Annotated in this window: 22 protein-coding genes and 2 tRNA genes; 15 read left to right on the plus strand and 9 right to left on the minus strand. The window is 46.1% G+C overall.

Annotated elements, in window-relative coordinates; genetic code table 11:
- Nucleotides 1-27: 27 nt before the first annotated feature.
- From secD to Y697_RS09725, 5 genes are all read left to right on the plus strand, one after another.
- On the plus strand, nucleotides 28-1,533 hold the full coding sequence (secD, locus tag Y697_RS09705; RefSeq protein ID WP_259462473.1) for a protein translocase subunit SecD: 1,506 nt from the start codon (nucleotides 28-30) through the stop codon (nucleotides 1,531-1,533).
- On the plus strand, nucleotides 1,530-2,450 hold the full coding sequence (gene secF, locus Y697_RS09710) for a protein translocase subunit SecF (protein WP_121551425.1): 921 nt from the start codon (nucleotides 1,530-1,532) through the stop codon (nucleotides 2,448-2,450). The genes secD and secF overlap by 4 nt, the downstream gene beginning before the upstream one ends.
- A gap of 54 nt (nucleotides 2,451-2,504) precedes the next feature.
- A tRNA-Ala gene (locus tag Y697_RS09715) sits at nucleotides 2,505-2,580 on the plus strand.
- 44 nt (nucleotides 2,581-2,624) lie between these two features.
- Nucleotides 2,625-3,527, plus strand: a complete 903-nt coding sequence (locus tag Y697_RS09720; RefSeq protein WP_259462474.1) for a phosphatidylserine/phosphatidylglycerophosphate/cardiolipin synthase family protein — start codon at nucleotides 2,625-2,627, stop codon at nucleotides 3,525-3,527.
- On the plus strand, nucleotides 3,524-5,242 hold the full coding sequence (locus tag Y697_RS09725; RefSeq protein WP_121551426.1) for an NAD+ synthase: 1,719 nt from the start codon (nucleotides 3,524-3,526) through the stop codon (nucleotides 5,240-5,242). Before Y697_RS09720 ends, Y697_RS09725 begins: the two co-directional genes overlap by 4 nt.
- Before the next feature lie 203 nt (nucleotides 5,243-5,445).
- Here Y697_RS09725 and Y697_RS09730 read toward each other — a convergent pair whose 3' ends face one another.
- The 7 genes from Y697_RS09730 to Y697_RS09760 form a co-directional block, all read right to left on the minus strand.
- Nucleotides 5,446-6,897: a PAS domain-containing protein gene (locus Y697_RS09730; protein ID WP_259462475.1), complete on the minus strand. Its 1,452-nt coding sequence runs from the start codon at nucleotides 6,895-6,897 to the stop codon at nucleotides 5,446-5,448.
- A gap of 241 nt (nucleotides 6,898-7,138) precedes the next feature.
- Nucleotides 7,139-7,215, minus strand: a tRNA-Thr gene (locus Y697_RS09735).
- A gap of 43 nt (nucleotides 7,216-7,258) precedes the next feature.
- Nucleotides 7,259-8,707 carry an aminomethyl-transferring glycine dehydrogenase subunit GcvPB gene (gene gcvPB, locus Y697_RS09740; RefSeq protein WP_121551428.1) on the minus strand — a complete coding sequence of 483 codons (1,449 nt, stop codon included), beginning with the start codon at nucleotides 8,705-8,707 and terminating at the stop codon, nucleotides 7,259-7,261.
- Entirely contained in the window at nucleotides 8,704-10,050 is a 1,347-nt protein-coding gene (gcvPA, locus tag Y697_RS09745) for an aminomethyl-transferring glycine dehydrogenase subunit GcvPA (RefSeq protein WP_121551429.1), read from the minus strand. The genes gcvPB and gcvPA overlap by 4 nt, the downstream gene beginning before the upstream one ends.
- A 1-nt stretch (nucleotide 10,051) precedes the next feature.
- Nucleotides 10,052-10,429 carry a glycine cleavage system protein GcvH gene (gene gcvH, locus Y697_RS09750; RefSeq protein WP_183083773.1) on the minus strand — a complete coding sequence of 126 codons (378 nt, stop codon included), beginning with the start codon at nucleotides 10,427-10,429 and terminating at the stop codon, nucleotides 10,052-10,054.
- 7 nt (nucleotides 10,430-10,436) lie between these two features.
- Nucleotides 10,437-11,543 (minus strand): glycine cleavage system aminomethyltransferase GcvT, encoded by a 1,107-nt coding sequence (gene gcvT / locus Y697_RS09755; protein WP_121551431.1) that lies wholly within the window; start codon nucleotides 11,541-11,543, stop codon nucleotides 10,437-10,439.
- Complete coding sequence (locus Y697_RS09760; RefSeq protein WP_121551432.1) at nucleotides 11,536-11,769, minus strand: putative signal transducing protein; 234 nt, start codon at nucleotides 11,767-11,769, stop codon at nucleotides 11,536-11,538. Before Y697_RS09760 ends, gcvT begins: the two co-directional genes overlap by 8 nt.
- Before the next feature lie 151 nt (nucleotides 11,770-11,920).
- Between Y697_RS09760 and pfkA the strand changes: the two genes are divergently transcribed.
- The 10 genes from pfkA (at nucleotide 11,921) to Y697_RS09810 (ending at nucleotide 22,712) form a co-directional block, all read left to right on the plus strand.
- Complete coding sequence (gene pfkA / locus Y697_RS09765; RefSeq protein WP_183083780.1) at nucleotides 11,921-12,880, plus strand: 6-phosphofructokinase; 960 nt, start codon at nucleotides 11,921-11,923, stop codon at nucleotides 12,878-12,880.
- Nucleotides 12,881-12,894: 14 nt separating this feature from the next.
- Nucleotides 12,895-14,313: a pyruvate kinase gene (gene pyk / locus Y697_RS09770; RefSeq protein WP_121551434.1), complete on the plus strand. Its 1,419-nt coding sequence runs from the start codon at nucleotides 12,895-12,897 to the stop codon at nucleotides 14,311-14,313.
- Nucleotides 14,314-14,536: 223 nt separating this feature from the next.
- Nucleotides 14,537-14,806, plus strand: coding sequence for a co-chaperone GroES (gene groES, locus Y697_RS09775; RefSeq protein ID WP_121551435.1), 270 nt, complete (start codon nucleotides 14,537-14,539; stop codon nucleotides 14,804-14,806).
- A gap of 13 nt (nucleotides 14,807-14,819) precedes the next feature.
- Nucleotides 14,820-16,442 carry a chaperonin GroEL gene (gene groL / locus Y697_RS09780; RefSeq protein WP_121551436.1) on the plus strand — a complete coding sequence of 541 codons (1,623 nt, stop codon included), beginning with the start codon at nucleotides 14,820-14,822 and terminating at the stop codon, nucleotides 16,440-16,442.
- Nucleotides 16,443-16,791: 349 nt separating this feature from the next.
- Nucleotides 16,792-18,423: a hypothetical protein gene (locus Y697_RS09785; RefSeq protein ID WP_121551437.1), complete on the plus strand. Its 1,632-nt coding sequence runs from the start codon at nucleotides 16,792-16,794 to the stop codon at nucleotides 18,421-18,423.
- Nucleotides 18,424-18,446: 23 nt separating this feature from the next.
- Nucleotides 18,447-19,544 (plus strand): AAA family ATPase, encoded by a 1,098-nt coding sequence (locus tag Y697_RS09790; protein WP_121551438.1) that lies wholly within the window; start codon nucleotides 18,447-18,449, stop codon nucleotides 19,542-19,544.
- Nucleotides 19,534-20,727, plus strand: coding sequence for a VWA-like domain-containing protein (locus Y697_RS09795; protein ID WP_121551439.1), 1,194 nt, complete (start codon nucleotides 19,534-19,536; stop codon nucleotides 20,725-20,727). Before Y697_RS09790 ends, Y697_RS09795 begins: the two co-directional genes overlap by 11 nt.
- Nucleotides 20,724-21,593 carry a DUF4895 domain-containing protein gene (locus tag Y697_RS09800; RefSeq protein ID WP_121551440.1) on the plus strand — a complete coding sequence of 290 codons (870 nt, stop codon included), beginning with the start codon at nucleotides 20,724-20,726 and terminating at the stop codon, nucleotides 21,591-21,593. The genes Y697_RS09795 and Y697_RS09800 overlap by 4 nt, the downstream gene beginning before the upstream one ends.
- 11 nt (nucleotides 21,594-21,604) lie before the next feature.
- Nucleotides 21,605-22,117: a hypothetical protein gene (locus tag Y697_RS09805; protein WP_121551441.1), complete on the plus strand. Its 513-nt coding sequence runs from the start codon at nucleotides 21,605-21,607 to the stop codon at nucleotides 22,115-22,117.
- On the plus strand, nucleotides 22,104-22,712 hold the full coding sequence (locus Y697_RS09810; RefSeq protein WP_259462476.1) for a metal-dependent hydrolase: 609 nt from the start codon (nucleotides 22,104-22,106) through the stop codon (nucleotides 22,710-22,712). Before Y697_RS09805 ends, Y697_RS09810 begins: the two co-directional genes overlap by 14 nt.
- 96 nt (nucleotides 22,713-22,808) lie before the next feature.
- Here the strand turns inward: Y697_RS09810 and Y697_RS09815 are convergent, their stop codons facing one another.
- Nucleotides 22,809-23,510, minus strand: a complete 702-nt coding sequence (locus Y697_RS09815; protein ID WP_121551443.1) for an L-ribulose-5-phosphate 4-epimerase — start codon at nucleotides 23,508-23,510, stop codon at nucleotides 22,809-22,811.
- Between the two features lie 55 nt (nucleotides 23,511-23,565).
- A complete protein-coding gene (gene araA, locus Y697_RS09820) occupies nucleotides 23,566-25,098 on the minus strand; it encodes an L-arabinose isomerase (protein WP_121551444.1) in 1,533 nt (510 codons plus the stop codon).
- Nucleotides 25,099-25,220 lie beyond the last annotated feature (122 nt).

Below are 25,220 nucleotides of genomic sequence, written 5' to 3' on the forward strand. Positions count from 1 at the left end.
TGTCCGAGTCTTTCGGGCAAAGTCCGTATGAGAGCAAACCAAAAACGCTTGATCGTTACCGTAGTGGTTTTGATAGCAGCATTACTTCCGCTGCTCATACCTCACGGTAGTGCACCAGCCGAAAGCAGCTTCCTGGATAAGCTAGCTGCAAACATCAAGTTAGGGCTTGATATAAAGGGTGGAGCTCTTCTTGAGTACCAAATGCTTACTGATGTGTCGGATTCAGAGATGAATGCTCTTGCAGACAGGGTCATAGAGGTCTTGAGAGCAAGATTGGATGCTGCAGGGTTCACTGAAGCGACAGTCGAAAAAGTAACCGCAGGAATTTCCTTTGGAGAGGATATTCCACCTGTAAGAGTAAGAGTCCAGATTCCTGGTATAACTGATGTTTCAAGAGCGGAGAATCTGGTTGGAAAGACCGGGAGGCTTTACTTTGCAGATGTTCTGGCGATAGAGACTTCGGTCTCGACTCCCTCTATCCCTGCAGGAATGTCCCTAGAGATCAGCAGAAGAAAGCTTCAGGGAGCCGAACCTTACTGGGTGAAGGAGCTTCACTACGGAGAATACACAGGCGGAGTGCAGAACAATACCTGGTATTTCATCAGTCCGATGGTGAGTGTCGGTTCAAGCTATGCAGAACTTGACGGAAGTGTAGTTACCGATGCCAAGGCCCTTGTCAACAATCAGCCGAGACCCGGTCAAGGCAGATTCATGGTTTCTCTGAAGTTCAGTTCCGAAGGGGCAAAAACCTTCAGAGATATTACGTCTGTAAAGTCGACTTACACCGATACAGATATGAAGAAGAGACTTGCGATAGTACTCGATGACAGGGTAATAATCGCTCCTCTTGTCCAATCCCAGATTTCTGACGGGAACGCAGTGATTGAAGGACTTAATACTATTGAAGAGGCTAGAGAAGTCTCGATTTTGGTTGGGAGCGGAAATCTTCCTGTTGATCTTGCGTCCTTCAACAAAAGGGTTCTCTCTCCCACACTTGGAAGAGATATAATCAGTTCAAGTCTTTGGGCCGGAGTGGCCGGAATAGTAATAATCATGATCTACATGGTTATTTTCTACAAGAAGATGGGTCTCGTAGCCGATCTGGCTCTTCTGTACAACGCGATTCTTCTCTTTGGAATGATTTCTTTGACCGGTTCGATCCTAACCTTGCCCGGTATAGCGGGTATTGTTCTGACCATAGGAATGACAGTTGATGGAAACGTCCTTATTTTCGAGAGGATAAAGGAAGAATTAAGGTTGGGCAAGACACCGGAAAACGCAATTGACTCTGCTTTCTCTAAAGTCGTCTGGACCATTTTCGATGCCAATCTGACCACGATACTTGCAGGACTCGTTCTTTATTACTTTGGAACGGGGACAGTTAAAGGGTTTGCCATTACCTTGATAATTGGTGTTATAGGTGCGATGTTTACCAACATAGTGGTATCCAGAACGGTGCTCGCCGGGATGGCGGGAAGTCTCAAGCCTCATCGTTATGTTGAAGTTGAAACAGAAGGGAGAGATGCGAGATGACCTTCAAGACAGACTTCGTTGGAAAAAGAAAGTACTTTATTGCTCTTTCCCTAGTTTTGATAGTCGTTTCGATCGTTTTTATCTTCACTAGAGGCTTCAATTTTGGTGTAGATTTCACGGGCGGAATCGAAATCAGCGTATCTGTTCCTGATGTTGAAATGACTGTGGCAGAGATGAGAGAGCTACTCAGTGCAGAGGATCCTGATTTTGCGGCCGCACGGATAATCAAGCAGAGACCCCTGATTGAGGAGGGTTCATCTGAGCAGAGAAGCCGATTCTCAATTATCGTCAATACTTCTGAAAGCGAAGAGTCAGTGACGGATAAGATGATAGCCGGTCTTGAGAGTGAGGGAGTAAGTAGAAGTAATATTCTCTCAGTAAGTACTATCTCCGGCTATGCTGCACAGGAAATAAGAGGCTATGCCTGGATCGCCGTTATAGTATCCATGGCGCTTCTTCTGCTTTATATAACCATAAGATTCAAGTTCTCCTTTGGAGTCGGCGCACTGTTGACGCTTGTTCATGACGTCATAATCGTTATGGGTTTCTACAGCATTTTTGGAATCGAGTTCAATGCGCCGGTCGTTGCTTCGATTCTTACCCTCGTCGGATACTCTTTGAATGACACAATAGTAGTCTACGACAGGATAAGGGAGAACACTAAGAAGATGAGAGGCAAGACCATAGAGACAGTAGTCAACACAAGCATCAACGATGTGATAGTCAGGTCTATCAACACCTCTTTGACTACGTTCCTTGCTGTTCTCACGCTATTCATATTCTCTGGAGAAGTTTTGAGGCCATTTGCCTTCGGAATGCTGGTCGGTGTTGTAGTTGGAACATACTCCTCTCTGTATATCTCAAGTCCGATCGTTATCGAGTGGCTCAAGAGATCTGAGAATAGAGGACATGCTTGATCGTTGTCTACCTCTTGAAAAGTGAAACTTGGTAGAGTATAATTTTTTCAGAGTGGGGACGTAGCGCAGTTGGGAGCGCGATACAATGGCATTGTATAGGCCGAGGGTTCGAATCCCTTCGTCTCCACCAGGCGGGGAACGTGAGTTCTCCGCTTTTTTGTTAGGGTGATCCGGATGAAGGGAATTATTCTGGCTTGCGTGGCCCTTCTCTCTATTTCGGTATCGGCTTCTGTCTTTTTCACTGATGATGGTAGAGCCGTAGAGAGAATAGTCGAGGTTCTAGAGAATGCGAAGGAAGAAGTTGTCCTTGTGTCATATTCTTTGGATGAGCAGGAGATAATAGCTTGCCTGAATCGCCTCCAAAGGAGAGGTGTGAAGATCGCTGCGATGATAGACAATTCGACCGTGTCGAGAGTCTTCGAGAAATCTCCGGAGTTTAGAATTTCGACCGATACGTCTGCAGCTCTCGTTCATTCGAAGTTTCTTGTCGTTGACAGAAGAATAGTTGTCTTCGGAACTGGAAATTTTACCGAAGGTAGCCTCAGAGAGGACTCAAACAGCTTCATGATTTTCGAATCTGCCCGACTTGCCACGTTGTTTCTTGACTATTACAGTGCAATCGAAAGCGGCAACTCCAGAAGAATGACCAGAATCGAAAACATGGTCTTCTTTCTATGTCCCTCTGAAGAAGCACGTAAGCATGTTATCAATGAGCTCACGAAGGCAAGAAAGGAAATCCGATTTGGCATGTTTGCTTTTACCGATCCCCAGGTACTCGCCGCTCTGAAATTCTGCGCTTCCAGGGGTGTAAGAGTCATAGGGGTAATCGACAGCTGGAACGACGACTCTCCCTTGAAAGACTATCTCACTTCGGGAATGGAAGTGTCTGAATCGACGTCTATTACGGTCCATGACAAAACATTCGTGGTCGATGGAAGAGTTGTGATTACTGGCTCGGCAAATGCTTCTCTAAGCGGCTGGGGGAAAAATCGCGAAATTGTTGCTATAATCGAGTCCAGAGATCTTGCACAGGAGTTTGTGAATCACTTCGAATACATCAGGGGGGTCTCGAAATGATAGTAAGAACTGCGCTCGCCCAGATAAACACAACGGTTGGGGACCTTGAAGGAAACAAGAGTAAGATTATTGAGGCAATAGACAAAGCAGTAGCTGTTGATTCTGGAATTGTACTGTTTCCCGAACTTACGGTAACCGGATACCCGCCCGAAGACCTTCTGCTCAATACGGGGTTTCTTAGGGAGAATCTTGCCACATTGAATGAGATAGCTTACTATACTGCTCGAAGCGAAATTATGGTGGTTCTTGGATTTGTCGACTTTTCTAATGAGATTTACAATGCTGCCGCCGTACTCAATGCCGGCGAGATAAAGGCTGTGTACAGAAAAATGAGTCTTCCCAATTACTCGGTCTTTGATGAGAGGAGATATTTTTCTCCTGGAAAGCATCCGCTCCTTGTGAGATATGGGGGGACAAGGATCGGAATCAACATATGTGAAGATCTCTGGGTTCCTTCGGGGCCGATAAATGATCAGGCAATTGCCGGGGCCAATCTAATACTCAATCTCTCCGCATCTCCGTTTACCGCCATGAAAGATAGAACCAGATCTTCTCTTTTCCTAACTAGGGCTATGGAATACTCCAGTACTATAGTATACTGCAATCTGGTTGGCGGCCAGGACGATCTGGTTTTCGATGGTAGGAGTTGTGTGGCAATGCCGGACGGAAGAATATCCGTTGGAAAGGCTTTTGAAGAAGACTTGTTGGTGCTTGATATTGACACAGACGTCTCGACTCGATACAACCTCTTTGAGGGAAAGAGGAAGGATTATTCCATGCAGGTTAGTCTTGAAGAAGTCTCGGTGAAACCCTTCTACGGGCAGAGTTCCTCTGTATGTCCGGTCATGAAAAATGAGGAACTAGACAGTCTCGATGAGCTGCTAGCTGCTCTGGAGTTGGGGATAAGAGATTACCTGAAGAAGAACGGCTTCGAAAAGGTCGTTCTCGGTCTCAGCGGGGGAATGGACTCCTCCCTTGTCGCCGCTTTAGCCGCGAGGGCAATCGACAGAGACAATGTCAAGGGCGTCATGATGCCTTCGAAAATAACCTCGGAGGAATCAAAGAGAGATGCGCTGGAACTTGCGGAAAATTTGGGTATAGAAATCCTCGATATTGACATCGATGGAATCATGCGTAAGGTAATAAAAACCTTGGAACCGGCATTTTTCGGTACATCGGAAGACGTCACCGAAGAGAATTTGCAGGCAAGAATACGCGGAATGATATTGATGGCTCTGTCAAACAAATTTGGCTGGTTCGTCCTGACTACTGGCAATAAGAGCGAGATGGCCACAGGTTACGCAACTCTTTACGGAGACATGGCTGGCGGTCTCGCAGTTCTAAAGGATCTGTACAAAACTCAGGTCTACAAAATCGCGGAGCGAATAAACGAACTTGAAAGGAAGATCGTGATTCCATCAAATGTATTCTCCAAAGCTCCATCGGCCGAGTTGAGAGAGGGTCAGACAGATCAGGATTCACTACCACCCTACGAAGTACTCGATCAAATTCTCAGGCTTCATATTGAGGAAGGTTTGTCGGCCGAAGAGATCGTTCTTGAAGGTTTTGACGAAGGAACCGTCGAACACTCGCTTCGTCTGTTGAGGAGAAACGAATACAAGCGCAAACAGTGTCCTCCAGGCATCAAGGTTTCCAAAAGAGCCTTCGGGAAGGATTGGAGAATGCCGATTACAAATCATTATCAAAACGTGTGAGTTAGGAAGCAGCGCGTCTATCCTCGAGACTTAATTAGAATCACAAAAGCAAAATCATTTTTTAGGGTACTAAGAGTCATGCCTACTGTCCTGACAAGAATGAAAAGGACACCCGATTTTGAAATATCTGCCGGCCGAATAGGGGTTCTCATGACGGGATGATCGAAGGAATATGCAGCAGCTTCATGATTAGAACTGTTTTGCTAACTGAGCCGTCTTCCCAAAAAGATTATGCCGACCTCTTTGTTGGAATCGCGAACTATCTTGCTGGTAAATTCGATTGAAAGATGGGAGTCATCGCTTCTGGGGAGCACTATTCTCTTTTCGTTTGAATCGAAAGACTGCGATACGGCAATCTCAAGAAAAGATCTGAGTGTTCTTGAGTTAATTTCGCCGGTTCTTCTTCCCTGCTCAGCTTTTAGATTTGTATCGAAGAATATCTCTGCTGCCTCGTTCATGTAGATCAGTCTGTTCTCCATATCGGTTGCAACTGCGAGATCTCCAGTACCGTTAAGAAGCAAAGAGTGAAGGTTATATCGTTCTTGAAGCTCGATATTCTCGGTTACGTCTATTCCTATCACAAGCTCATAAACATTGTCGTCGACTCGAAGTACGCTTCGTTTAGCTTCTACCGTGAATATCGAACCATCTTTGCGTTTATGAAGCTGTCTGCCTTTCCATTTTCCGGACTTCATCATCGAAAACTGCATTGACTTCGCTTCTCCCTGATCCTGTACGATATAAGAAGTGAGATTGTCCCCTATCATTTCTTCAAGATCGTAGCCATGAATCTCTGCAGCAAACCTGTTCAGATAGACTATTCTTCCCTTCTCGTCTATGGCCATCGCGATTTCTTCTGCATTGTCTAGAAAGCGCCACTGGAATATCAACTCTTCTCTATCTCTCTTCTGTTTGGAAACATCCATGAATGTCAGCTGAACAACTCTCTCCGCACCGTAAAGCATTTCCGAGGTGTTGAAAATGACGTAGCTCTTTCCGCCCGACTTTGTCAGCATTACGATTTCTCTATCGGTATCGAAGTTCTCAATTCCAAGAATAGTCTGCAAGGCAAAGGGTTCATCATAGACAAGATCCTGCAAGCGCATCTTCTCGATCTCCTCTTCTGCGTATCCAAGTAGACTCTGTGCCACTTTATTACAGAAAATTACATTACCATCTCTCTTCCTCAGAATAAGCATTCCGCAACCCATGCTGTTAACGAGCCCCATATACTTCTCACGTTCAAAATCGAGGGTCTTCTGAAGTCTATGTTTCTCGAGCATCGAGTAGACAATCTCCGGAAGATAGTGCAGATATCCCGGCCCTTTGAGAAGATACTCTCCCGCTTCGAGAGAGTACTTTGCAATCGATTTCTCTGTTCCAATCAGGCACAAATATGGAATGATACCTTCGCGAAGATTCTTGATGATGTCTTCACTGACGTAGTCGAAAATCATTGCATCGGAGAAGCGGCCAAACTCGTCGGACACCTCTTCAACATACCTGACGTCAAAGCGATCATCGAAAGCTTCAATTAACCTTCTTGCATCCTTTTGGCTTCTTCCCACAAGGATTATTCTTGGCTTTGAATAGAAATCAAACACAGACTTCACCCCTGAATAGAACGCACCTATCAAAGTGAGTACCCACAACATCCACCCAAAAAGAAAAGAACTTCCAGATCCAACCGAAAACAGCTAGGCTTACAGTGTTCTTACCGGAGGTTACAGTCGTCTTGCTCACAAATGTCCTTCAAAGCCTTGCAAAGAGAACTGGATGGCTATAGCTACGCAAAGAAAGTTACATTTTTATTCTAGCATAGATTGTAAGAAGATTCAAAATTAGTACTTTTCGTCAATAAATAAAGAATAACCGGATTTTCATCCGGTTGAAAAATGGAGCAGGCGATGAGACTTGAACTCATAACCTCCGCCTTACCAAGGCGGCGCTCGACCGATTGAAGCTACGCCTGCTCTGCTGAAACTATGATATCACAGCATTTTTCAAGTTTCAATATCAGGTGTCTTTACTCCACCTCGTCTTTGGCTTTCTTGAGGCCGTTGCTTCATCAAGTCTTCCTACAACTGCCTTCTGAGGAGCGCTCTTAAGTATGTTGGGATCCTTCTCTGCCTCACTAAGAATCCTCTCGAAAGTGTCTGCAAAGACATCTAGCGCTTCTTTTGTTTCTGTCTCTGTGGGTTCAACCATCATCGCTTCATCTACAATGAGTGGGAAATAGATGGTAGGTGGGTGAAGCCCGTAATCAAGAAGCCTCTTGGCCACATCCAGTGTCTTCACTCCGTATTCGGAAACCAACTTGCTTCCTTTAAGAACGAATTCATGCATACAGAGCCCAGAATAGGCCGTCGGTATTAGCTTGCTCAATCTGGCCCGGAGGTAGTTTGCATTTAACACGGCCATTTCGCTTGCTCTTTTCAGGCCATCGCCACCAAGGGTTAGAATGTAGGCGTATGCTTTCAGGAAAACGCCAAAATTACCATAGAAGCTCCTGACTTTCCCGATAGAGTTCGGCAGATTATAATCCAGCGAGAACTTGCTGCCATCGAAACGAACCACTGGAACAGGAAGGAGATCTTTCAGAATGCTCTTCACTCCTACAGGACCGCTACCCGGTCCGCCCATTCCATGTGGGGTTGAAAAAGTCTTATGCAGGTTCAAATGGACGATATCAAACCCCATATCACCGGGCCTTGCGTGACCCATTATTGCGTTCAGATTCGCGCCGTCATAATAGAGTAGTGCGCCCTTCTTATGAGCCATCGCTTGAATTTCACAGATCTCATTCTCAAAAAGGCCAACAGTGTTTGGGTTTGTAAGCATTATTCCGGCGACGTTCTCATCAAGAATCTCCTCAAGGCTTCTCAAATCGACTCTACCATTGTCGTTCGAAGAAACCTCGATGACTTCAAATCCCGCCATTACTGCCGAGGCCGGATTGGTTCCATGTGCCGAGTCGGGAACGATAACCTTTCTTCTGTTGTTCTCGCCCTTGAGCTCGAAATACTTCTTCATCAGAAGCATTCCGACCAGTTCACCGTGAGCCCCTGCGGCAGGCTGAAGAGTAAAGCTATCCATACCGGTAATCTCGCACAGGGAGTTCTGCAAGTTGTACATCACTTCCAGGGCGCCCTGCACAGTTTCTTCAGCTTGATAAGGGTGGATTTGGCTAAAACCTTCCAGACCGGCAATCCTCTCGTTCAACCTTGGATTGTACTTCATCGTGCAAGATCCAAGAGGATAGAAGCCGCTGTCAACGGAGTGGTTCTTCTTAGAAAGTCCTGTAAAGTGTCTCATAACTTGAAGTTCACTCAATTGAGGTAGAAGGGGGCTTTCCTTTCGAACAGAATTCTCGGGCAGCATTTCAGAAGGCTCGTACCCATAGGACTCTTCTCTTGGGAGATAGAAGCCGGTTCTCCCTTCGGTTGACTTATCGAATATTGTCATCCTATCGCCTCCAGTCTGCCGGCAAAAAACTCGATCTCCTCATTGAGATTCGTTTCTGTTGCACAAATTAGCCCGTAGTTTTTCATTTCTTTGCTGAAGCGTTCAAGCTCAAGAGGTCCCAGTATCTTCTCCTTCAAGAGCTCTCTGTTGAATTCTTCCAAGTCACAATCAAATTGGGCCACAAATTCGTTGAAAAAGGGACCGGTGAAAACCGGCCTCGCATGATCCGTCTTGCTTATTCTTTCTGCCAAATAATGAGCCTTGTCAAAAGATCTACGTGCAATCTCCCTCAACCCTTCAGAGCCTACCATGCTCATGTAGATCGAGGCGACCAATGCATTGAAAGCGTGGTTCGAGCATATGTTGGAAGTTGCTTTGTTTCTCCGGATATGCTGTTCCCTAGTCTGAAGAACCATCACGTAACCGGTACGACCGTCACTGTCTTTGGTCTCCCCAATGATTCTTCCAGGCATCTTTCTTATGTGACTCTCCTTTGAGGCAAAAAAGCCAAGTCCCGGTCCACCGAACGAAGGAGAGTTGCCCAGTGGTTGTCCGTCACCCACAACGATGTCGGCACCCAACTTTCCAGGAGCTTCCAGTATCCCAAGCGCAATCGGATTTGCGCTGACAATCATCATAATCTTTTCGCCGATCTGCGTTCTTATCTCGGAAAGATTCTCAATTATCCCGAAGAAGTTCGGATAGCCAAGCACAAAGCCTGCCGTATCTTCAGTCAGTTTTTTCTGGAGATCGGCTACGTCGATCTGCCCGGTTTCAGAATCGAAGGATACGGTTTCCACATCTATGTCGCTTCCAAAACAGTAGGTCTTAATTGTCTCGATATACTCGGGGTGGAGTGCTTCAGAGAGAAGAATCTTCTTTCCGCCTCTAACTCGGACAGCCATTAGAGCCGCTTCTGCAGCCGCGCTTGCGCCGTCGTACATCGATGAATTGGCTACCTCCATTCCCGTTAGTTCACATATCATTGTCTGAAACTCGAACAGCATCTGAAGAGTTCCCTGTGAGACTTCTGCCTGGTAAGGTGTGTATGCAGTGAGAAATTCGCCTCTCGATGCTATTGCTTGAACCGCGCTTGGGACGAAGTGTTTGTACACGCCGGCTCCTCTGAAGACTGACAGGTCGTTAAGCGTTACATTATTCTTACTTAGTTCACTCAAATCTCTCAGTACAGTGAATTCATCCTTACTTTCAGGTATTGAGATATCGACTTCAAATTTCTCGGGGATATCTCTGAACAGCTCTGACACGCTTTTGACTCCAACTACCTCCAGCATTTCATCGATGTCTCTGCTGGTCTGGGGTAGATAGGGGAAACTAGGCATCTTAGCCCTCCTCTTCGCAGTGCTTCTTATATGCCTCCAAATCCATAAGACTGTCAAGTTCTGATTCATTGCTCATTTCAATTTTTGCTATCCAGCCTGCGCCCTCGGCATCGTCATTGATCTTTTCTGGTGAAGAATCAAGTTCTTCATTCACTTCAATGACCTTTCCGCCAACTGGTGCATAGATGTCACTTGCCGCTTTCACGGATTCGATAGTACAGAAGACTTCACCCTTCTTGAGTGACTTGCCGACTTCGGGAAGATCCACATAGACAATGTCTCCAAGATGATCTTGAGCGTGATCCGAAATTCCTACAGTTGCAGTCTTTCCCTCTACCGATACCCATTCATGAGTTACCGCATACTTCTTCATTTTCAACTCCTCCTTAACTTTTAGATTTCACAGAACCTCTATAGAAAGGTGTCTTAATAACTACTGCGGGAGATCTTTTCCCCCTAACATCTACCTGTACTTCGGAACCGCTCTTCCAGTAGTCTTTCTTCAGGTAAGCTAGAGCTACCGGTTTCCCAAGTGTAGGCGAGAAGATACCGCTTGTTATCCAGCCGACTTCACTTTCTCCATCGAAAACATCGTAACCATGCCTGGCAATGGCCTTTCCTGAAAGTTCCAGCCCCTTAAGCCTGTACTCCGTGCCATTTTCCATCTGTTCCTCCAGAACGCTCTTTCCAATGAAGTCCTTGTCCATTTTCACTGTCCACTTAAGACCGGCTTCTAGCGGAGTCGTTTCATCTGTGAGTTCGTTGCCGTAAAGCATGTAAGCCGCTTCAAATCGCAAGGTATCTCGCGCTCCCAAGCCAATCGGCTTCACTCCAATTTCTGCTCCGGCTTCGAGAATTTTCCTCCAGAGTGGTATCGCAGCTTTTGGGGCGACATACAGCTCGAACCCATCTTCGCCCGTGTACCCAGTACGAGAGACAATTGCCTCGATCCCATTGACTCTTCCATATTCAAAATGGTAGAAGGGGATGTCCGCTAATTTGACCTGCGATATTTCCCGCAAAATCTCCTCTGCATGAGGTCCCTGAAAGGCGATTTGCGCAAAATCATCTGATGCGTCTTTGATCTGCACATCGAAAGAACCCTTGTTTTTCTTGATCCACTCGAAATCTTTGTCTTTGTTTGAAGCGTTGACTACGAACATCACCTTTTCGTTGCCTATTCTGTAGACCAATACGTCATCGACTATCCCACCATTTTCATTGCACATTGGAGAATAGACTATGGCTCCGTTCTTGAGCGAAGAGACTGAGTTTGTTATCAAGTAGTCCGAAAATCGAATCGCATCCGATCCCACAACTTCGATTTCTCCCATGTGTGAGACATCGAAGAGGCCGGCTTGCTTCCTGACGAGATTATGCTCGCTGATTATCGAATCAAACTGCAAAGGCATCTCCCAACCAGCAAAATCAACCAGCTTTCCCTTTAGTCTCACATGCTCGCTGTGAAGCGGCGTTCTCTTAAGATCACTCATCCGTTTTTTCCCTCCCCCTCTCTTGCAAATCTTCAAAAATCTGAACGGCTTCTTCGAAATCATCGTCGGGTATAATAATGTCTACTAAACCGCCCGAACCAAAGTATATGCTGTCGGTGTATGCGAAATGAGAATCCACCAGTTCCGAAAAGATTCCTTCTTTTAGAAGGATTTCTTGATACATTTTTGCTTCAAACTCCGGAATTCCCGACTTGAGGACCTTCATTCGATCACCTCCTGTTTCACCTGAAATTATACACCAAGTAATTAGATTAGTTAACTTCTAGACGCATTTCTGACTGGTGACTTTGGAATCCCAATGTGCTAGAATGTAGTCGGTTAGCTAAGTGCAGTCATCGTTAGGAGGGATAATGATGATTAAGAAGGTCGGGGTCCTCACCAGTGGAGGGGATTCACCGGGGATGAATGCGGCTATAAGGGCAGCTGTAAGAACTGCCCGGACAGATGAAATAGCCGTTGTAGGAATTAGGAGAGGATACTCTGGTCTACTTGATGAGGAGTTCATCGATATGGATTACTCCTCGGTCGGTGGAATAATGGAGAAAGGTGGAACGGTCCTTAGGAGTTCCCGTTGCGAAGAGTTCAAGACCGAGGAAGGCAGAGCAAGGGCCGCTGAAATCCTGAGGAATAATCAGATTGAAGCCCTTATTGTCATTGGAGGAGAGGGGAGTCTTTCCGGTGCAAGACTACTTATGGAAGAAAACGGAATTCCAGTTGTAGGCATTCCGGGAACAATAGATAACGACATTGCTATGACAGACATGTGCATCGGGGTGGATACGTGTTTGAATACCTGTGTTGAGACAATTCAGAAGCTCAAAGACACTGCTTCTTCGCATGAAAGAGCCTTTGTAGTAGAGGTCATGGGAAGAAACTCCGGCTATGTGGCACTTGCTTCAGGTATGGCCGTTGGAGCCGAAGCAATAATCGTTCCGGAGCTTCCCGTAGATTATGAGTCAATAGCCGATAAGATTTGGAAAGAAAGGAAAAGAGGAAAGATCAACTGCATCATTGTTGTTGCCGAAGGTGCGTCGAGTGCCTACACTGTTGCCAGACATGTAGAACACAGGATTGGATACGAGACGAGAATAACCATCTTAGGTCATATTCAGAGAGGTGGATCTCCAACTGCTTTTGACAGGGTACTGGCCTCGAGAATGGGATACGCGTCGGTCAAGGCGCTTGAAAGAGGAGAGTCAGGAATCATGTTGAGCCTCCACGGTGGGAAGATAGTCGGAGTCTCTCTCGAAGAAGTACTCTCGCACAAAAGGGAACTTGACATGGAACTGGTGGAAATGGCGAAAATTCTCTCATGACGAGGTGAAGCAGCTTGAGAAAAACGAAGATCGTTTGCACAATCGGTCCGGCTACCGAGTCCCCTGAAATGCTCAAGTCTCTTCTTAAAAGGGGGATGGATGTCGCCAGACTCAATACGACTCACGGCGACATTACTGAACACAGGGAGAGAATCAGAAAGTTGAAGGAGATTCGCAAATTTATGAATTTGCCACTGACAATCTTGCTTGATCTTTCGGGCCCGAAAATCAGAACTGGCTTATTTGAAGGATCTGCGGTTGAACTTCGAAAGGGGAACGAGTTTCTCCTGACTACTGAAGACCTCAGAGGAAGTGAGAGTATTGTTAGCGTGAATTACAAAAAGCTTCCCGATGAGGTGAAACCAGGAGACCTGATTCTTATGGATGACGGCAAGATCAAGCTTAAGGTCTTATCTGTGACAAAGTCTGAAGTCAGAACGAGAATCTTAAGTGGAGGAGTTGTCACTCACAGAAGAGGAATTAACCTCCCGGGTATAGACATTAGCATTCCGGCAATTACTGAGAAAGATAGGGAGTTTATCAGACTTGGGATTGAGGAAGAAGTCGACTATTTCGCACTTTCATTTGTCAGAAGGCCCGAAGATGTCGTGCATGCCAGGAGGGTTGTCGAAGATTCTGGAGGATCTATTCCCATAGTCTCGAAGATAGAAACTGAACAGGCGTTGAAACATATCGAAGAGATTGCCGAGGTCTCCGATGGACTTATGGTCGCGAGGGGCGATCTTGGAGTTGAGATTCCCGTTGAGGAAGTCCCGGTTGCTCAGAAGAAAATTATAAGATACGGAAACCAGAAGCGAATTCCAGTTATAACGGCAACTCAGATGCTGGAATCTATGATAGAGAATCCCGTGCCTACAAGAGCCGAGGCAACCGACATAACAAACGCAATCGTAGACGGAACGGATGCGATAATGCTTTCTGGAGAGACTTCGATTGGAAAGTACCCTCTTGAAGCCGTATCGGTCATGGACCTCACTGCTAGATCGACCGAAAGATATTTGAAACAGAATCCCGGACTGCTGAGATGGACGAGAGAGAAAGTCTCAACAGATGATCATACAGACGCCATCTGCAGGGCTGCGTGGGACATAAGCGAAGAGCTGAAGGTCAAGGTTATTGTCAGTTCGACTTTCTCCGGGCATACTGCAAGAAACGTCTCCGGTTTCCGGCCGAGAGCCTACATACTTGCGGTCACTCCCAATGAGGACACTTACTACAGACTAAACCTAGTTTGGGGAGCCCGGCCAGTTTTGATGGGCCTCGGCAATTCCACGGATGATCTCGTAAGAGTGGCCGGTCCTCTTGCCAGACAGCTTAAGCTAGTGAAAAAGGGAGACACGATAATTCTCACCGCAGGTATTCCGTTTGGAACCAGTAACTCTACTAATATACTGAAACTAGAGACGGCATAGTGATTTGATGAAGGATAGAAAAATGAGAAAAAGAGAGATGCCACGAAGATAAACGGAAAAATCGGAAGATCGGACGAAATAATTGCCTTCGAATACCCTTTATCTTTCATATTTACGATCATTTAACACAGAGAGTGCTTGAAGAAATCACAATGTTGTTTTATCATTTATTAGCAGACGGTCACTTTGAGTGCTAAACATAAAATTCGAAAGGAGGCTTTTTATGAAAGTAGTTCCCCTTGGTACAAGGTTACTGATTAAGCCTTATGAGGACGAAAAGAAAACATCAGGTGGTATCGTTCTTCCGGACGCTGCGAAAGAGAAGCAGATGACTGCGAAGGTAATCGCGGTTGGTGAGAAAGTCGAGGATATTGACCTTAAGGAAAACGATAAGGTCCTCTATTCTAAGTATTCAGGCACGGAGATCAAGATCGATGAAGATGACTACATAATCATCGATCAAGATGATATCCTGGCAAAGATCGAGGATTGAAGGAGGAATCAGTATGGCTAAGATTCTGAAATACAGCGAAGAAGCACGAAGATCACTTGAAAGAGGCGTAGATGCTGTAGCAGATGCTGTTAGGATTACGCTTGGTCCAAAAGGGAGAAACGTAGTTCTGGAGAAGAGCTGGGGCTCTCCAACGATAACCAATGACGGTGTGTCGATTGCAAAGGAAATCGATCTGGAAGATAAATTCGATAATCTTGGAGCTCAGCTTGTTAAAGAAGTAGCGTCTAAGACTAATGACATTGCCGGAGACGGAACCACCACAGCTACTGTTCTTGCCCAGGCAATGATCAAGGAAGGCCTTAAGAACGTTACGGCCGGAGCTAACCCTATTCTCATGAAGAAGGGGATCCAGAAAGCGACCGAGACGGCAGTTTCACACATAAGATCTCTCTCCAAGAAGATTTCTTCAAGAGAAGACATCGCTTCAGTCGCGGCTATCTCTGCCAATGACACTGAAATTGGCGAACTTATCGCCGAAGCTATGGACAAGGTCGGTCAAGATGGAGTAATAACGGTAGAAGATTCAAAGACTCTCGAAACATACGTTGAATTCGTTGAGGGTATGCAGTTCGACAGAGGCTACATCTCTCCTTACTTCGTTTCCGATCCAGAAAAGATGGAAGCGATAATTAAAGAGCCATTGATTCTCATAACCGATAAGAAGGTCTCGGCAGTGAAACCGCTCGTTCCAATCCTGGAAAAGGTTGCACAGGCAGGCAAGCCGCTTGTCATAATTGCCGAGGATATCGAAGGTGAAGCTCTTTCCACTCTGGTTCTGAACAAACTGAGAGGAACACTGGATTCAGTGGCCGTCAAGGCTCCCGGGTTTGGTGACAGGAGAAAGGCCATGCTCCAGGATATTGCTATCCTTACCGGTGGCACTGTGATAAGCGAAGAAGTCGGACTAACTCTTGAGAACGCGACAATTGACGATCTAGGTAGCGCCGGCGTTATAAAGGTTAAGAAGGACGACACGATAATCGTTGACGGAAAGGGAGATCCTGATAAGATCAAGCAGAGAATAGGTCAGATCAAAGCTCAGATCGATCAGACGACTTCCGAGTACGAAAAAGAGACTCTTCAGGAAAGGCTTGCTAAACTTTCAGGAGGCGTGGCAGTAATCAAGGTTGGTGCCGCGACAGAGACAGAGCTGAAGGAGAAGAAGCACAGAATCGAGGATGCTCTCTCAGCTACGAGAGCTGCAGTAGAGGAAGGAATAGTTGCCGGAGGCGGAGTTGTTCTTGCAAGAGCAAAGAAGCCAGTTCAGGAACTCTTTGACAGCACAGAGAATCCAGATATCAAGATAGGTGTCAAGGTAGTCCTCAAGGCTCTGGACACTCCAATAAGACAGATCGTTCAGAACGCAGGCTTGGATGGCGCCGTGGTCGTTGACAAGATACTTCATAGCGATGACAATGCATACGGCTACGATGCACTGAATGATGTCTATACAGATATGTTCAAGGTCGGTATCATTGATCCTGCAAAGGTTACTAGAAGCGCTCTTCAGAATGCAGCTTCTATTGCCGCGATCCTTCTAACGACCGAAGCGGCCCTGACTGAAAAGCCAGAAGAAAAGCCTCAGCAACAGATGCCACAGATGCCCGAGTACTGATAAATAAGGATAATCTGAAGGGAGAGTACGCTCTCCCTTTTTTTCTTGCCTCTACTTTCAGATGACTGAAGTAATCTACATCTTGACCGTAACTGGTCTATTACTCCAGTAATTGCGGTTAAAATAGTCCTGAGACCGCAGCACTCACTTGCGCCTTAGCGGCAACATGATATACTTGTAACTCACAACCTGGAACTTGTGACGCATTCCTTCAGCGTCCAGCGTTAGACTCTTCTTTCCACTTCTCCACGTTTTAACCTGTAAACTCGTCTGCTTCGCGGAAGCAAATCCGAAGTTCTTCAGGGATGCGTTATGGAAATCACAAGCTGCTTTGTGGCAGAATATTGATATGAGGGATTTCTTTATAATCACCAAGTGGCGAATTACAGAAGGCTTCCGAATGCTAACCCGCCATGGAAAGAAGGCAGTTATTGCTTCTATCCTTGCGATTGTCTTGGTTATTATGATAGGGATTCCGATAGCTTTCTACTTGAGAGGCTTCCTGATTCCGAACTTCTCACGTGTCGCCGGTCTTTCCGATCAGCTTAAGGAGCTTACAGGAATTGACCTTAGGCTAATAGTCGTCTCCTTTTTTTCCGCGATAATATTTTCCATACTTCTGGGTAGTGATCTTCCAATAGTAGTCTCGAATCTTTTCTTCTCCGACAGAGCAGAGATGTTGTTCAGCTTACCGTTGAAGAAGGCTACGGTTGCGAATGTGCAACTGCTCGAAGTTCTCGCGGCGGGAGGCTTACCTATACTCCTATTTGCGCCGATCTTCATGGCTGCTTTGAAGGGGCTTGGCTATTCTGGTGGGAGATTCTGGATTGCCCTGGTCTTGTTGTTTATATTTGTGCTTAACACTCTTGCGATAACTGCAATTATCTCTTTTGGAATCGTATTCCTTTCCAAGGGGCGTTTTCTCAAGACTCTTTCTGCCATGATGACGATGGTAACTCTTTTCGTCTTTATATTCACGCTGCGATTCATGGATTTTTCTTCAATAGATCTGGCAAAACCCGATCAGGTGGCCGAGCAGTTCGGGGGTCTCCAGGAGGTTATAACATCTGCTTACCTTCCGTGGTCGCCCTTTGTCAGGGCGATTACCGGTGATGTCAGAGATCTCTTGCTATTCTTAGTTGTTTCCGTGATGATTTTCGGATTGTTGGGTTTGCTCGAAACCTTTGTGTATTCTAGAGTCCTTCAGAAGCTAATGACAAGACCTATTGGAAATTTCGAAGTCCATTCGAGGGTGAATTTCAGGAGGCACGGCGTTCTCACAGGTCTCCTGATTAAGGATTTCCTTCTGCTGATCAGAGAGCCGAAACTCACGTTTGCCTTTCTCTACCCTTCATTATTTGTTCCTGTGGTTGTCATAGTGAACCCGGCTCTTCTAAACAGCTTCGGAGTTCTGCAGCTTCTCGGTTTGATCGTTTTTCTGTTCAGCAACTATGCGACTGTCTCGTCAACCGCTTTGTTTGCTTTCGAAAGGCAGCTCGGAGATGGTTCGTGGCTGTTCCCCATCAATAGGTTCAAAGCTGTTTTGTCGAAATCTCTTGTTGTAAGTTCGCTGTACTCGGTGGTTATTATCATTGTTGGTCTGTATGTCTCTTCGAACGCCTCTCAGTACAGAGCTTTCATGATGAATTTTCTGATTCTAATGATTCCAACGATTTTCACTCTTTCATTGCTCGGGGGTTTTCTTGAGAAGAGCTTCGGGACCAAAGATACAAGAAACGTCTTCAAGGCCCTCAGCTTGTCGGGTGCAATACTCTCCTTCTTACTGTCAACACTCCTGCCGGTATTCTCCACTCTTCCGCTTACCCTCTATCTCGCCAAGGATATTGGCCTCTTTCTTGGTTTCCTCAATGTTCCGGTTGTCTCCCCATTCACCTGGCTGTTTGGAGTGGTCTTTCCGCTCGCTCTATGGGCAATCATTACCTGGGCATCGTTCAGGTCGCTGTGCTATAATTTTGTCTGAATGAGGATTTTGGAGGGATAGGCTTGAAGGTTCAGGACGTAAAACACTTGAGCAAGAAGATCATGGAATCCGGAGAGATACCGCTTCTTTGGGGTCACTTTGGGGTAGGAAAGACTGATCTTGCCAGAGAGATTGCAGCTGAGACGGGCAGAGAATTGATCATCTTAGTTATTTCTCAAATGGAGCCGGGTGATCTTATCGGCATGCCGTCGAGGGACGGGGAACGGACTTTGTTCTTAAGGCCCGATTGGTGGCCGACTGAGGGCAATGTGATACTCATGATAGATGAGATAAACAGGGCTCATAGATCTATCAGAAATGCAATTATGCAACTTCTAATTGATAGAAGAATACACAACCACTTTTTGCCTGAAGGATGCTGGATAATGGCAGCGGCTAATCCGCCTGATGAGGAATATGACCAGGTCGAACTGATAACTGATCCGGCCTTCATGTCAAGGTTCTTCCATATAGAGCTGACTCCCGATCCCGAAGAATGGCTTAAATGGGCGGAACTCCAGAAGATGCCGGAGACTGTTACCAACTTCATAGGTGAGTATCCGGAGTTTCTTTCAAGAGACACGGTTGTCTCGATGCGGCTGGAATTGAGACCGAGTCCCCGTAGCTGGTACAAATTGGGGAGAGTGTACGCAGGTCTTTCAAGCAAGGAGATCGAAAAGTTTGGCTACGTAATCGCAGCAGGTATAGTAGGACCGGAAGCTGCCAGAACTTTCATGAGTAAGATTCAGGGAAGCGAGCTTCTTCCTTCTCCTCGAACTCTGCTTCTCGAATTGGATGAGAACATCCTTTCGAGACTTGCAGAAGGTGATATCTCAGGGACCAGCGCCTCGATTCTCCGTATCACAAAGCATCTTTCTGAAATAGATGATTTACAGGTTCAGGAATACTTTCAGAATGTACCTGTAATCTCGGAAAACCTTCTCAAGATAGGCAGAGTCATCCCTAAAGATTCGTTCTTCTCCGTAATAAGACACATCGTTCACCAGGTAGAGGGGGAAAAGGGATTGAAACGAGCCTTCTACGAGAATCTTCTTGAGGAGTTGGCAATGGACCATGATGTTCTGAAATTCTTGCAGAGGAGCGAAAAGGATGAGAAATGAGGAGTTGATGGAAAAGGCTGTTTTCGAACTAGGCAAGGACAGCCCCTTCTACAATTTCCTGCTTCTCTTCATCGACAGAATTCCCTCGCCTTCGGTCAGAACGATGAAATTGAGGGTGAGCTCTAGGGGAAGATTTCAACTTCTGTACAATCCGGATACACTTCGAAACAAACCACTTACGTTTTCGAAGGCACTCTTGAAGCACGAGTGTCTTCATATAGTGAATGGACACATTCTGATACCTGTCAACAAATCCAGAGAAAAGATGCTCTGGGATATATCTATGGATGCTGCCGTAAATCAGTTCATACGCGAACTCGACGCTTTCAGCCTTCCTATGGATTCTCTTCTCCAGGAGGGTTGTGGAACAGATAATGAGAGGTTTTTCGTTGGACCTCCTATGCAATATCCGGGAATGACGGCAGAGTTCTACCACGACTGGGGTCTTGACTTCATGAAGAAGAATAAGACCATTGATCTTGAGCTTTTAAACTCAAACATGTCCAGGCCCGATTCACATGAAGACTTTGGAAGGTTTGAACTTCCGAAAGAGTTCGTTGAGGATCTGCTTAAACAGGTGATCTCAGAAACTATGGAAAAGGCGAAGGACGGAATGCCGGAGGGTCTTGAGGCGGTAATGAAACTAGTTCTTGATAACCCGATCCTTGACTGGAGGAACATGATCAGGCGGTTCTTCGGTTCATCGATGCAGGTAGGCAGATACCGAACTCCTATGAGACCTAACAGAAGATATGATGACCAGCCAGGCTGGAAAAACGATTACGCAGCAAAACTCGTTGTCGTAGTCGATACTAGCGGGAGCATAATAGAAGAGGAGTTCAACGCCTTCTTCAGTGAGATAGATGAGGTCACTAGAGTCACAGACTCCCGGGTCTGGCTGGTGCAGGTAGACGAGACTGTTCAGAGTGTCATGAAGTATGGAAAAGGTATGTGGAGAGATCTCAAATTAATGGGTAGAGGGGAGACCGATCTTCAGCCTGCTGTTGACTACGCTCAGGAAAAACTCAGACCGGAAGGACTTCTGCTTTTCACGGATGGATTTACCGATCTTCCTACGATTTCGAGAAGAGCGTTGTTTGTTCTTCCGAAGAGTCATAATCCAGAGTTCGTCCAAGAGGCAAAATCAATCTACGGACGATCGTCGGTGGTGTTCCTTAAATGACATACTATGCTGGTCCAGAAAGCTTTAGAGATAAGCTCAAAGCGGTTTACGAGAGCGTTGAAGGTGATTTTTCATCTTACGCGAAACTGGTTGTTGAGCGGTCTGATAGACTTGACAATGCTTTCGGCCATTTCATGACGCTTGTAGTTCAGGCCTCGAAGGGGAATGCACCGGTTCTTTCGGTTTTCGTTGACAGTGAGGGAAGAGGCTTCGTGGGACTTTCCAATTCGTCTCCTTTCGAGACGACCAGTGCCTTGTACAGATTCTCAAATGAAGAGGAAGAACCTATCGATGATGACTTCTCCGATGTTTTTGAAGAGGGAACTGAGCTGGTATTCCACAGGGCGATCTTTCAGAGTCCGTTGAAGTTGTACTTCCTCGCCTATTTTGGCAATGAAAGACTTCTTCGCAAAGAGATACTGAAGGATTCACTCCGTGGAAAGGACTACTTCAGATTACCCGAAATGATTGACGATGCCCTCCTTTCTATATGCAGAGAGAACTATCGAAGATGGATAGAGTTCGATAACGGTGAGGTCCTGATATTCCCCTTTCAGAATATCTTGAAGATTGCTTTCGGCCCCCCCAAAATAAACGAGAGCATCGACCGTTCAATAATCTTGGAACTTTCTAGGCTATTCAGGATCGAAGTCACGAAGAAGTGCGTTGTTCTGAGGAACGCCAGCGTTACTCCTAACATGAAAATTGCGAGACCGGTTTCAACCGTCTTCGAAATCGATCTGGTTGAATCCAAGTTGGTATACGATAGGCTCGAGGAATTCTACAAGTTCTACTCGAAATTCATATCTGAGACGGTTGACAAGATGCTGGAATTTATTCACAGAGATTTTCCGCTTGACAAATAGGGTGGTGTATCTTGGCAAGACAGACTTTGAAGATGTTTTATCCGATATCAATAAAGAACATCCGGAGATTGAAGGCCGGGGATCTTATCGAATACTCCGGACAGGTCTTACTTGCAGACGAAAAAACAATCGACAAATATAGAATGTATGAAAGACTTGAAGGAACGCCCTTTCTAAATCTTTCGAGAGAATTGATTCTCTTCTGTTTGCCGGTTGAGGGGACACTCAGCTCTGAGTCAATGAAGATCGAACCCGACGAGCTTGAATACCTCTTCATGTCTGGAATAACGGCAACAGTTGGTCTGAATGTTGAAGAAGAAGAAATAACTGCAATCTACAGGCGGTTTTCGAGAGTAAACCTTTCTCTGTGCGACCGCACTGCCCTCTATCCGCTGGATGTAAGTGAATCCGTTCCGGAGGAAGTGGAGTGCGGCATGAGCATATCTTTGAAAGACGTGCTTCTCTATGTTGATGTCTCGAGCCAGGGAACCAAATTTGGCAGTGATGCCGATGCCGGACTTTAGAACGCACGTTTACTGGGGAATAGCGACTTATCCTGTCTTCATCTTTCTCTCATTGACTGCAATCGAACTCTTGCATGTCTGCCCTCTTCAAGACAGCAGGCTGATAGGCTACGGATATCTCTTGTTCGTCTTGGGAAGCGACGTACCTGATATTGACTCAAAAAGCGCCTTGATAAAGAGAATCTTTGAAGTGCTTATCGCGGGTCTCTTTGCCTGCGTCTTTTACTCCTCGGTGATTTCGCCAGAGATTCAGCCTTTTGTTCTATCCTGGCTTAATTCTATGTCTCTTGCAGTTGCAATTTCCTTTTCCCTTGCCATTGCATTGGGCGTGGTCGTCTCAAAAGCGATAAATCTTCTGAGTCACAGGGGCTTCTTCCACTCAGTGTGGGGAGGACTCCTCTACGGCCTGATCATCGTAACAACGGTGCTTCTAAGATCAGAACTGCTTGGGGGCGAGATGAACTACACAGAAGTGCTGTTTCTCGGTGTTGCGGGCTCTGTCGGCTATTATCTTCATCTAATTCTTGATAGAGTCCACGGCTTTGCAAAAGGGTGGAGAGTGCCAGCCGCTCAAAATGAAAAGGACGGTGTATGAGCTTAATGTTACATCCAGAAAACCTCTTCCAAAAAGATAGTCAATAAAACAAACTCACAAGAGATATCATTGACAGCGTTCCTAATGGTTTTCTATTCACTTGTTTTTCGGAGTCTGTCCATAGTACGCCTCTTTCCCATGCTTTCGGAAATAGTGTTTGTCCATTATGTGTTTTGGAAGGATGCCTGTTTCCGCGTTTATAAGCAGTGAAAGGCATGCCATCTTAGCTATCTCTTCAAGAATTATGCCGTTCTTGACTGCGTCCAGCACATCCTTTCCCCATGTGAAGGGCGCATGACCGGCGACTAGGACGCCTGGGGTTCCGAGGTAATCTCTCTCGGAAAAAGCTTCTTCGATTATCCTGCCTGTGTTCGACTCGTAATCGGTTTCTGTCTCTTCGGCGTTCAGCAATCTCGTACAGGGTACTTCATTGTAGAAGTGATCGGCATGAGTCGTTCCGAAGCAGGGAATGCTTTTTCCTGCCTGTGCCCACGAAGTTGCCCAGGTTGAGTGGGTATGGACTACACCGCCGATTTTGCCAAAGCATCTGTAAAGAAGGACATGAGTTGGAGTGTCGGAAGAAGGCCTCAGTTCACCTTCGACTACTCTTCCTTCAAGGTCGACAACAACCATATTGTCTGGGGAAAGATCGGAGTAGTCTACCCCGCTTGGCTTAATAACTACGAGACGCTCCTTTCTGGAGATTCCGCTTGCGTTTCCCCACGTGAGTTTTACCAGTCCAGATTCAATGAGCGCAACATTCGCTCTGTAGACTTCCTCCTTCAGTTCACGCAGCATAGACTTCCCCCTACCAAGAGATTAGCGTACACTTCCAGCGATTTGAACCTGCAAACTACAGCTTCTTCAGCTTGTAGTATAGCTCGTTATATCTAAGCTCCTTTTTGAACTCTTTGATATCCGTTTTATCGTCAATTACTACCATCTCAATTCCAAACATATCACTAAGATCTTCAAGCTGTTCCACAGTAACAGTGTAGCTCATACTTGAATGGTGAGCCCCGCCGGCGAGTATCCACGCAGTCGCCGCCGTTGCCAGATCCGGCTTTGGAACCCATAACGCCCTTGCAACAGGAAGCTTCGGCATATCTTCGTCCTGCTTCACTACTTCAAGTTCATTGACTATCATCCTGAACCTGTCTCCAAACTCGACTATACAGGCCTGGACGGCAGGCCCTTCCTTCGCATTGAACACCAGTCTCGCGGGAGGTTCTTTCCCTCCAATCGAAAGGGGATGCACTTCGAGAGAAGGTGTACCGTCCGCTATGGATTCACAGACTTCTAGCATGTGAGATCCAAGTTCTTTTATGTTTCCCGGTTCGAAGTGATAAATGTAGTCTTCGATGAAGGAGGTTCCAACATCGATGCCTTCAGCCATCACCTTCATGATTCTAACAAGGGCCGCGGACTTCCAGTCACCTTCGCCCCCGAATCCGTAGCCATCTCTCATGAGTCTCTGCACTGCGATTCCCGGAAGCTGTCTCATTCCGTGGAGGTCCTGAAAAGTGGTTGTGAATGCTTTGAAGCCGCCCTCTTCCAAAAATCTTCGGAGTGCGATTTCTATTCTTGCGGCTTCCCATATAGATGCCTGAAAGACTTCTTCAGAGACTGTTGATTTCTTGATAGGGTATTCCTCCTGGTACCTATTCACGAGCTCCTCAGCTTCGCTTCTCTTAACTTGTTTGAAATACCCCTCAATGTAGTCACCAACTGCGAAGCCGTGAACTTCATAACCAAAGTCAATCTGAGCATCGACCTTGTTTCCCTCAGTGACCGCGACATCTCTCATATTGTCGCCAAGCCTTGCAACCTTTAGTGTATGAGCTTCATTCCAGCCGAGCGCCGCCCTAATCCAGTCTTCCATCTTTGATATGACCTTAGAATCGCTCCAGTGTCCCGCGATGACCTTGCGCTTGAGTTCAAGCCTTGTCGAGATGAATCCAAACTCCCTTCCTCCGTGGGCGGACTGGTTAGTGTTCATGTAGTCCATATCGATGGTATTCCAGGGTATCTTCTGCTCGAACTGAGTATGGAAGTGGAGGAAAGGCTTTTCAAGTGATTTAAGTCCGGCAATCCACATCTTTGCGGGTGAAAACGTGTGCATCCAGGCTATCAAACCTACGCAGATTTTGCTAGAATTAGCTTCATCAATTACTTTCTTTATCTGATTTGCATCCTTTAACACTGGTTTCCAGGCAATCTTTATAGGAGATGAAATCGCATCGTTGAGTGCATCGACCAGTTTCTTCGAATTCTCTTCAACCTTTTTCAGAACCTCCTTTCCATACAGTTCCTGACTTCCTGTTATAAACCATACTTCAAGGTCTCTAGTAATAGTAATCAGTCCTCCTTTTTGAAATACAACCACTCATCCAGAAAGTTTTGATGTCGGCTAAAGGCTCCAGGTTGCAATCTAGGAATGATTTATCGCTCATACTTCCTCTCTTTGCCGATCTTATGGGTTATAGGTGAGCCGTTGAATGAGCAGGA

It is taken from the genome of Mesotoga sp. BH458_6_3_2_1 (genome assembly GCF_003664995.1).
Lineage (GTDB): Bacteria > Thermotogota > Thermotogae > Petrotogales > Kosmotogaceae > Mesotoga.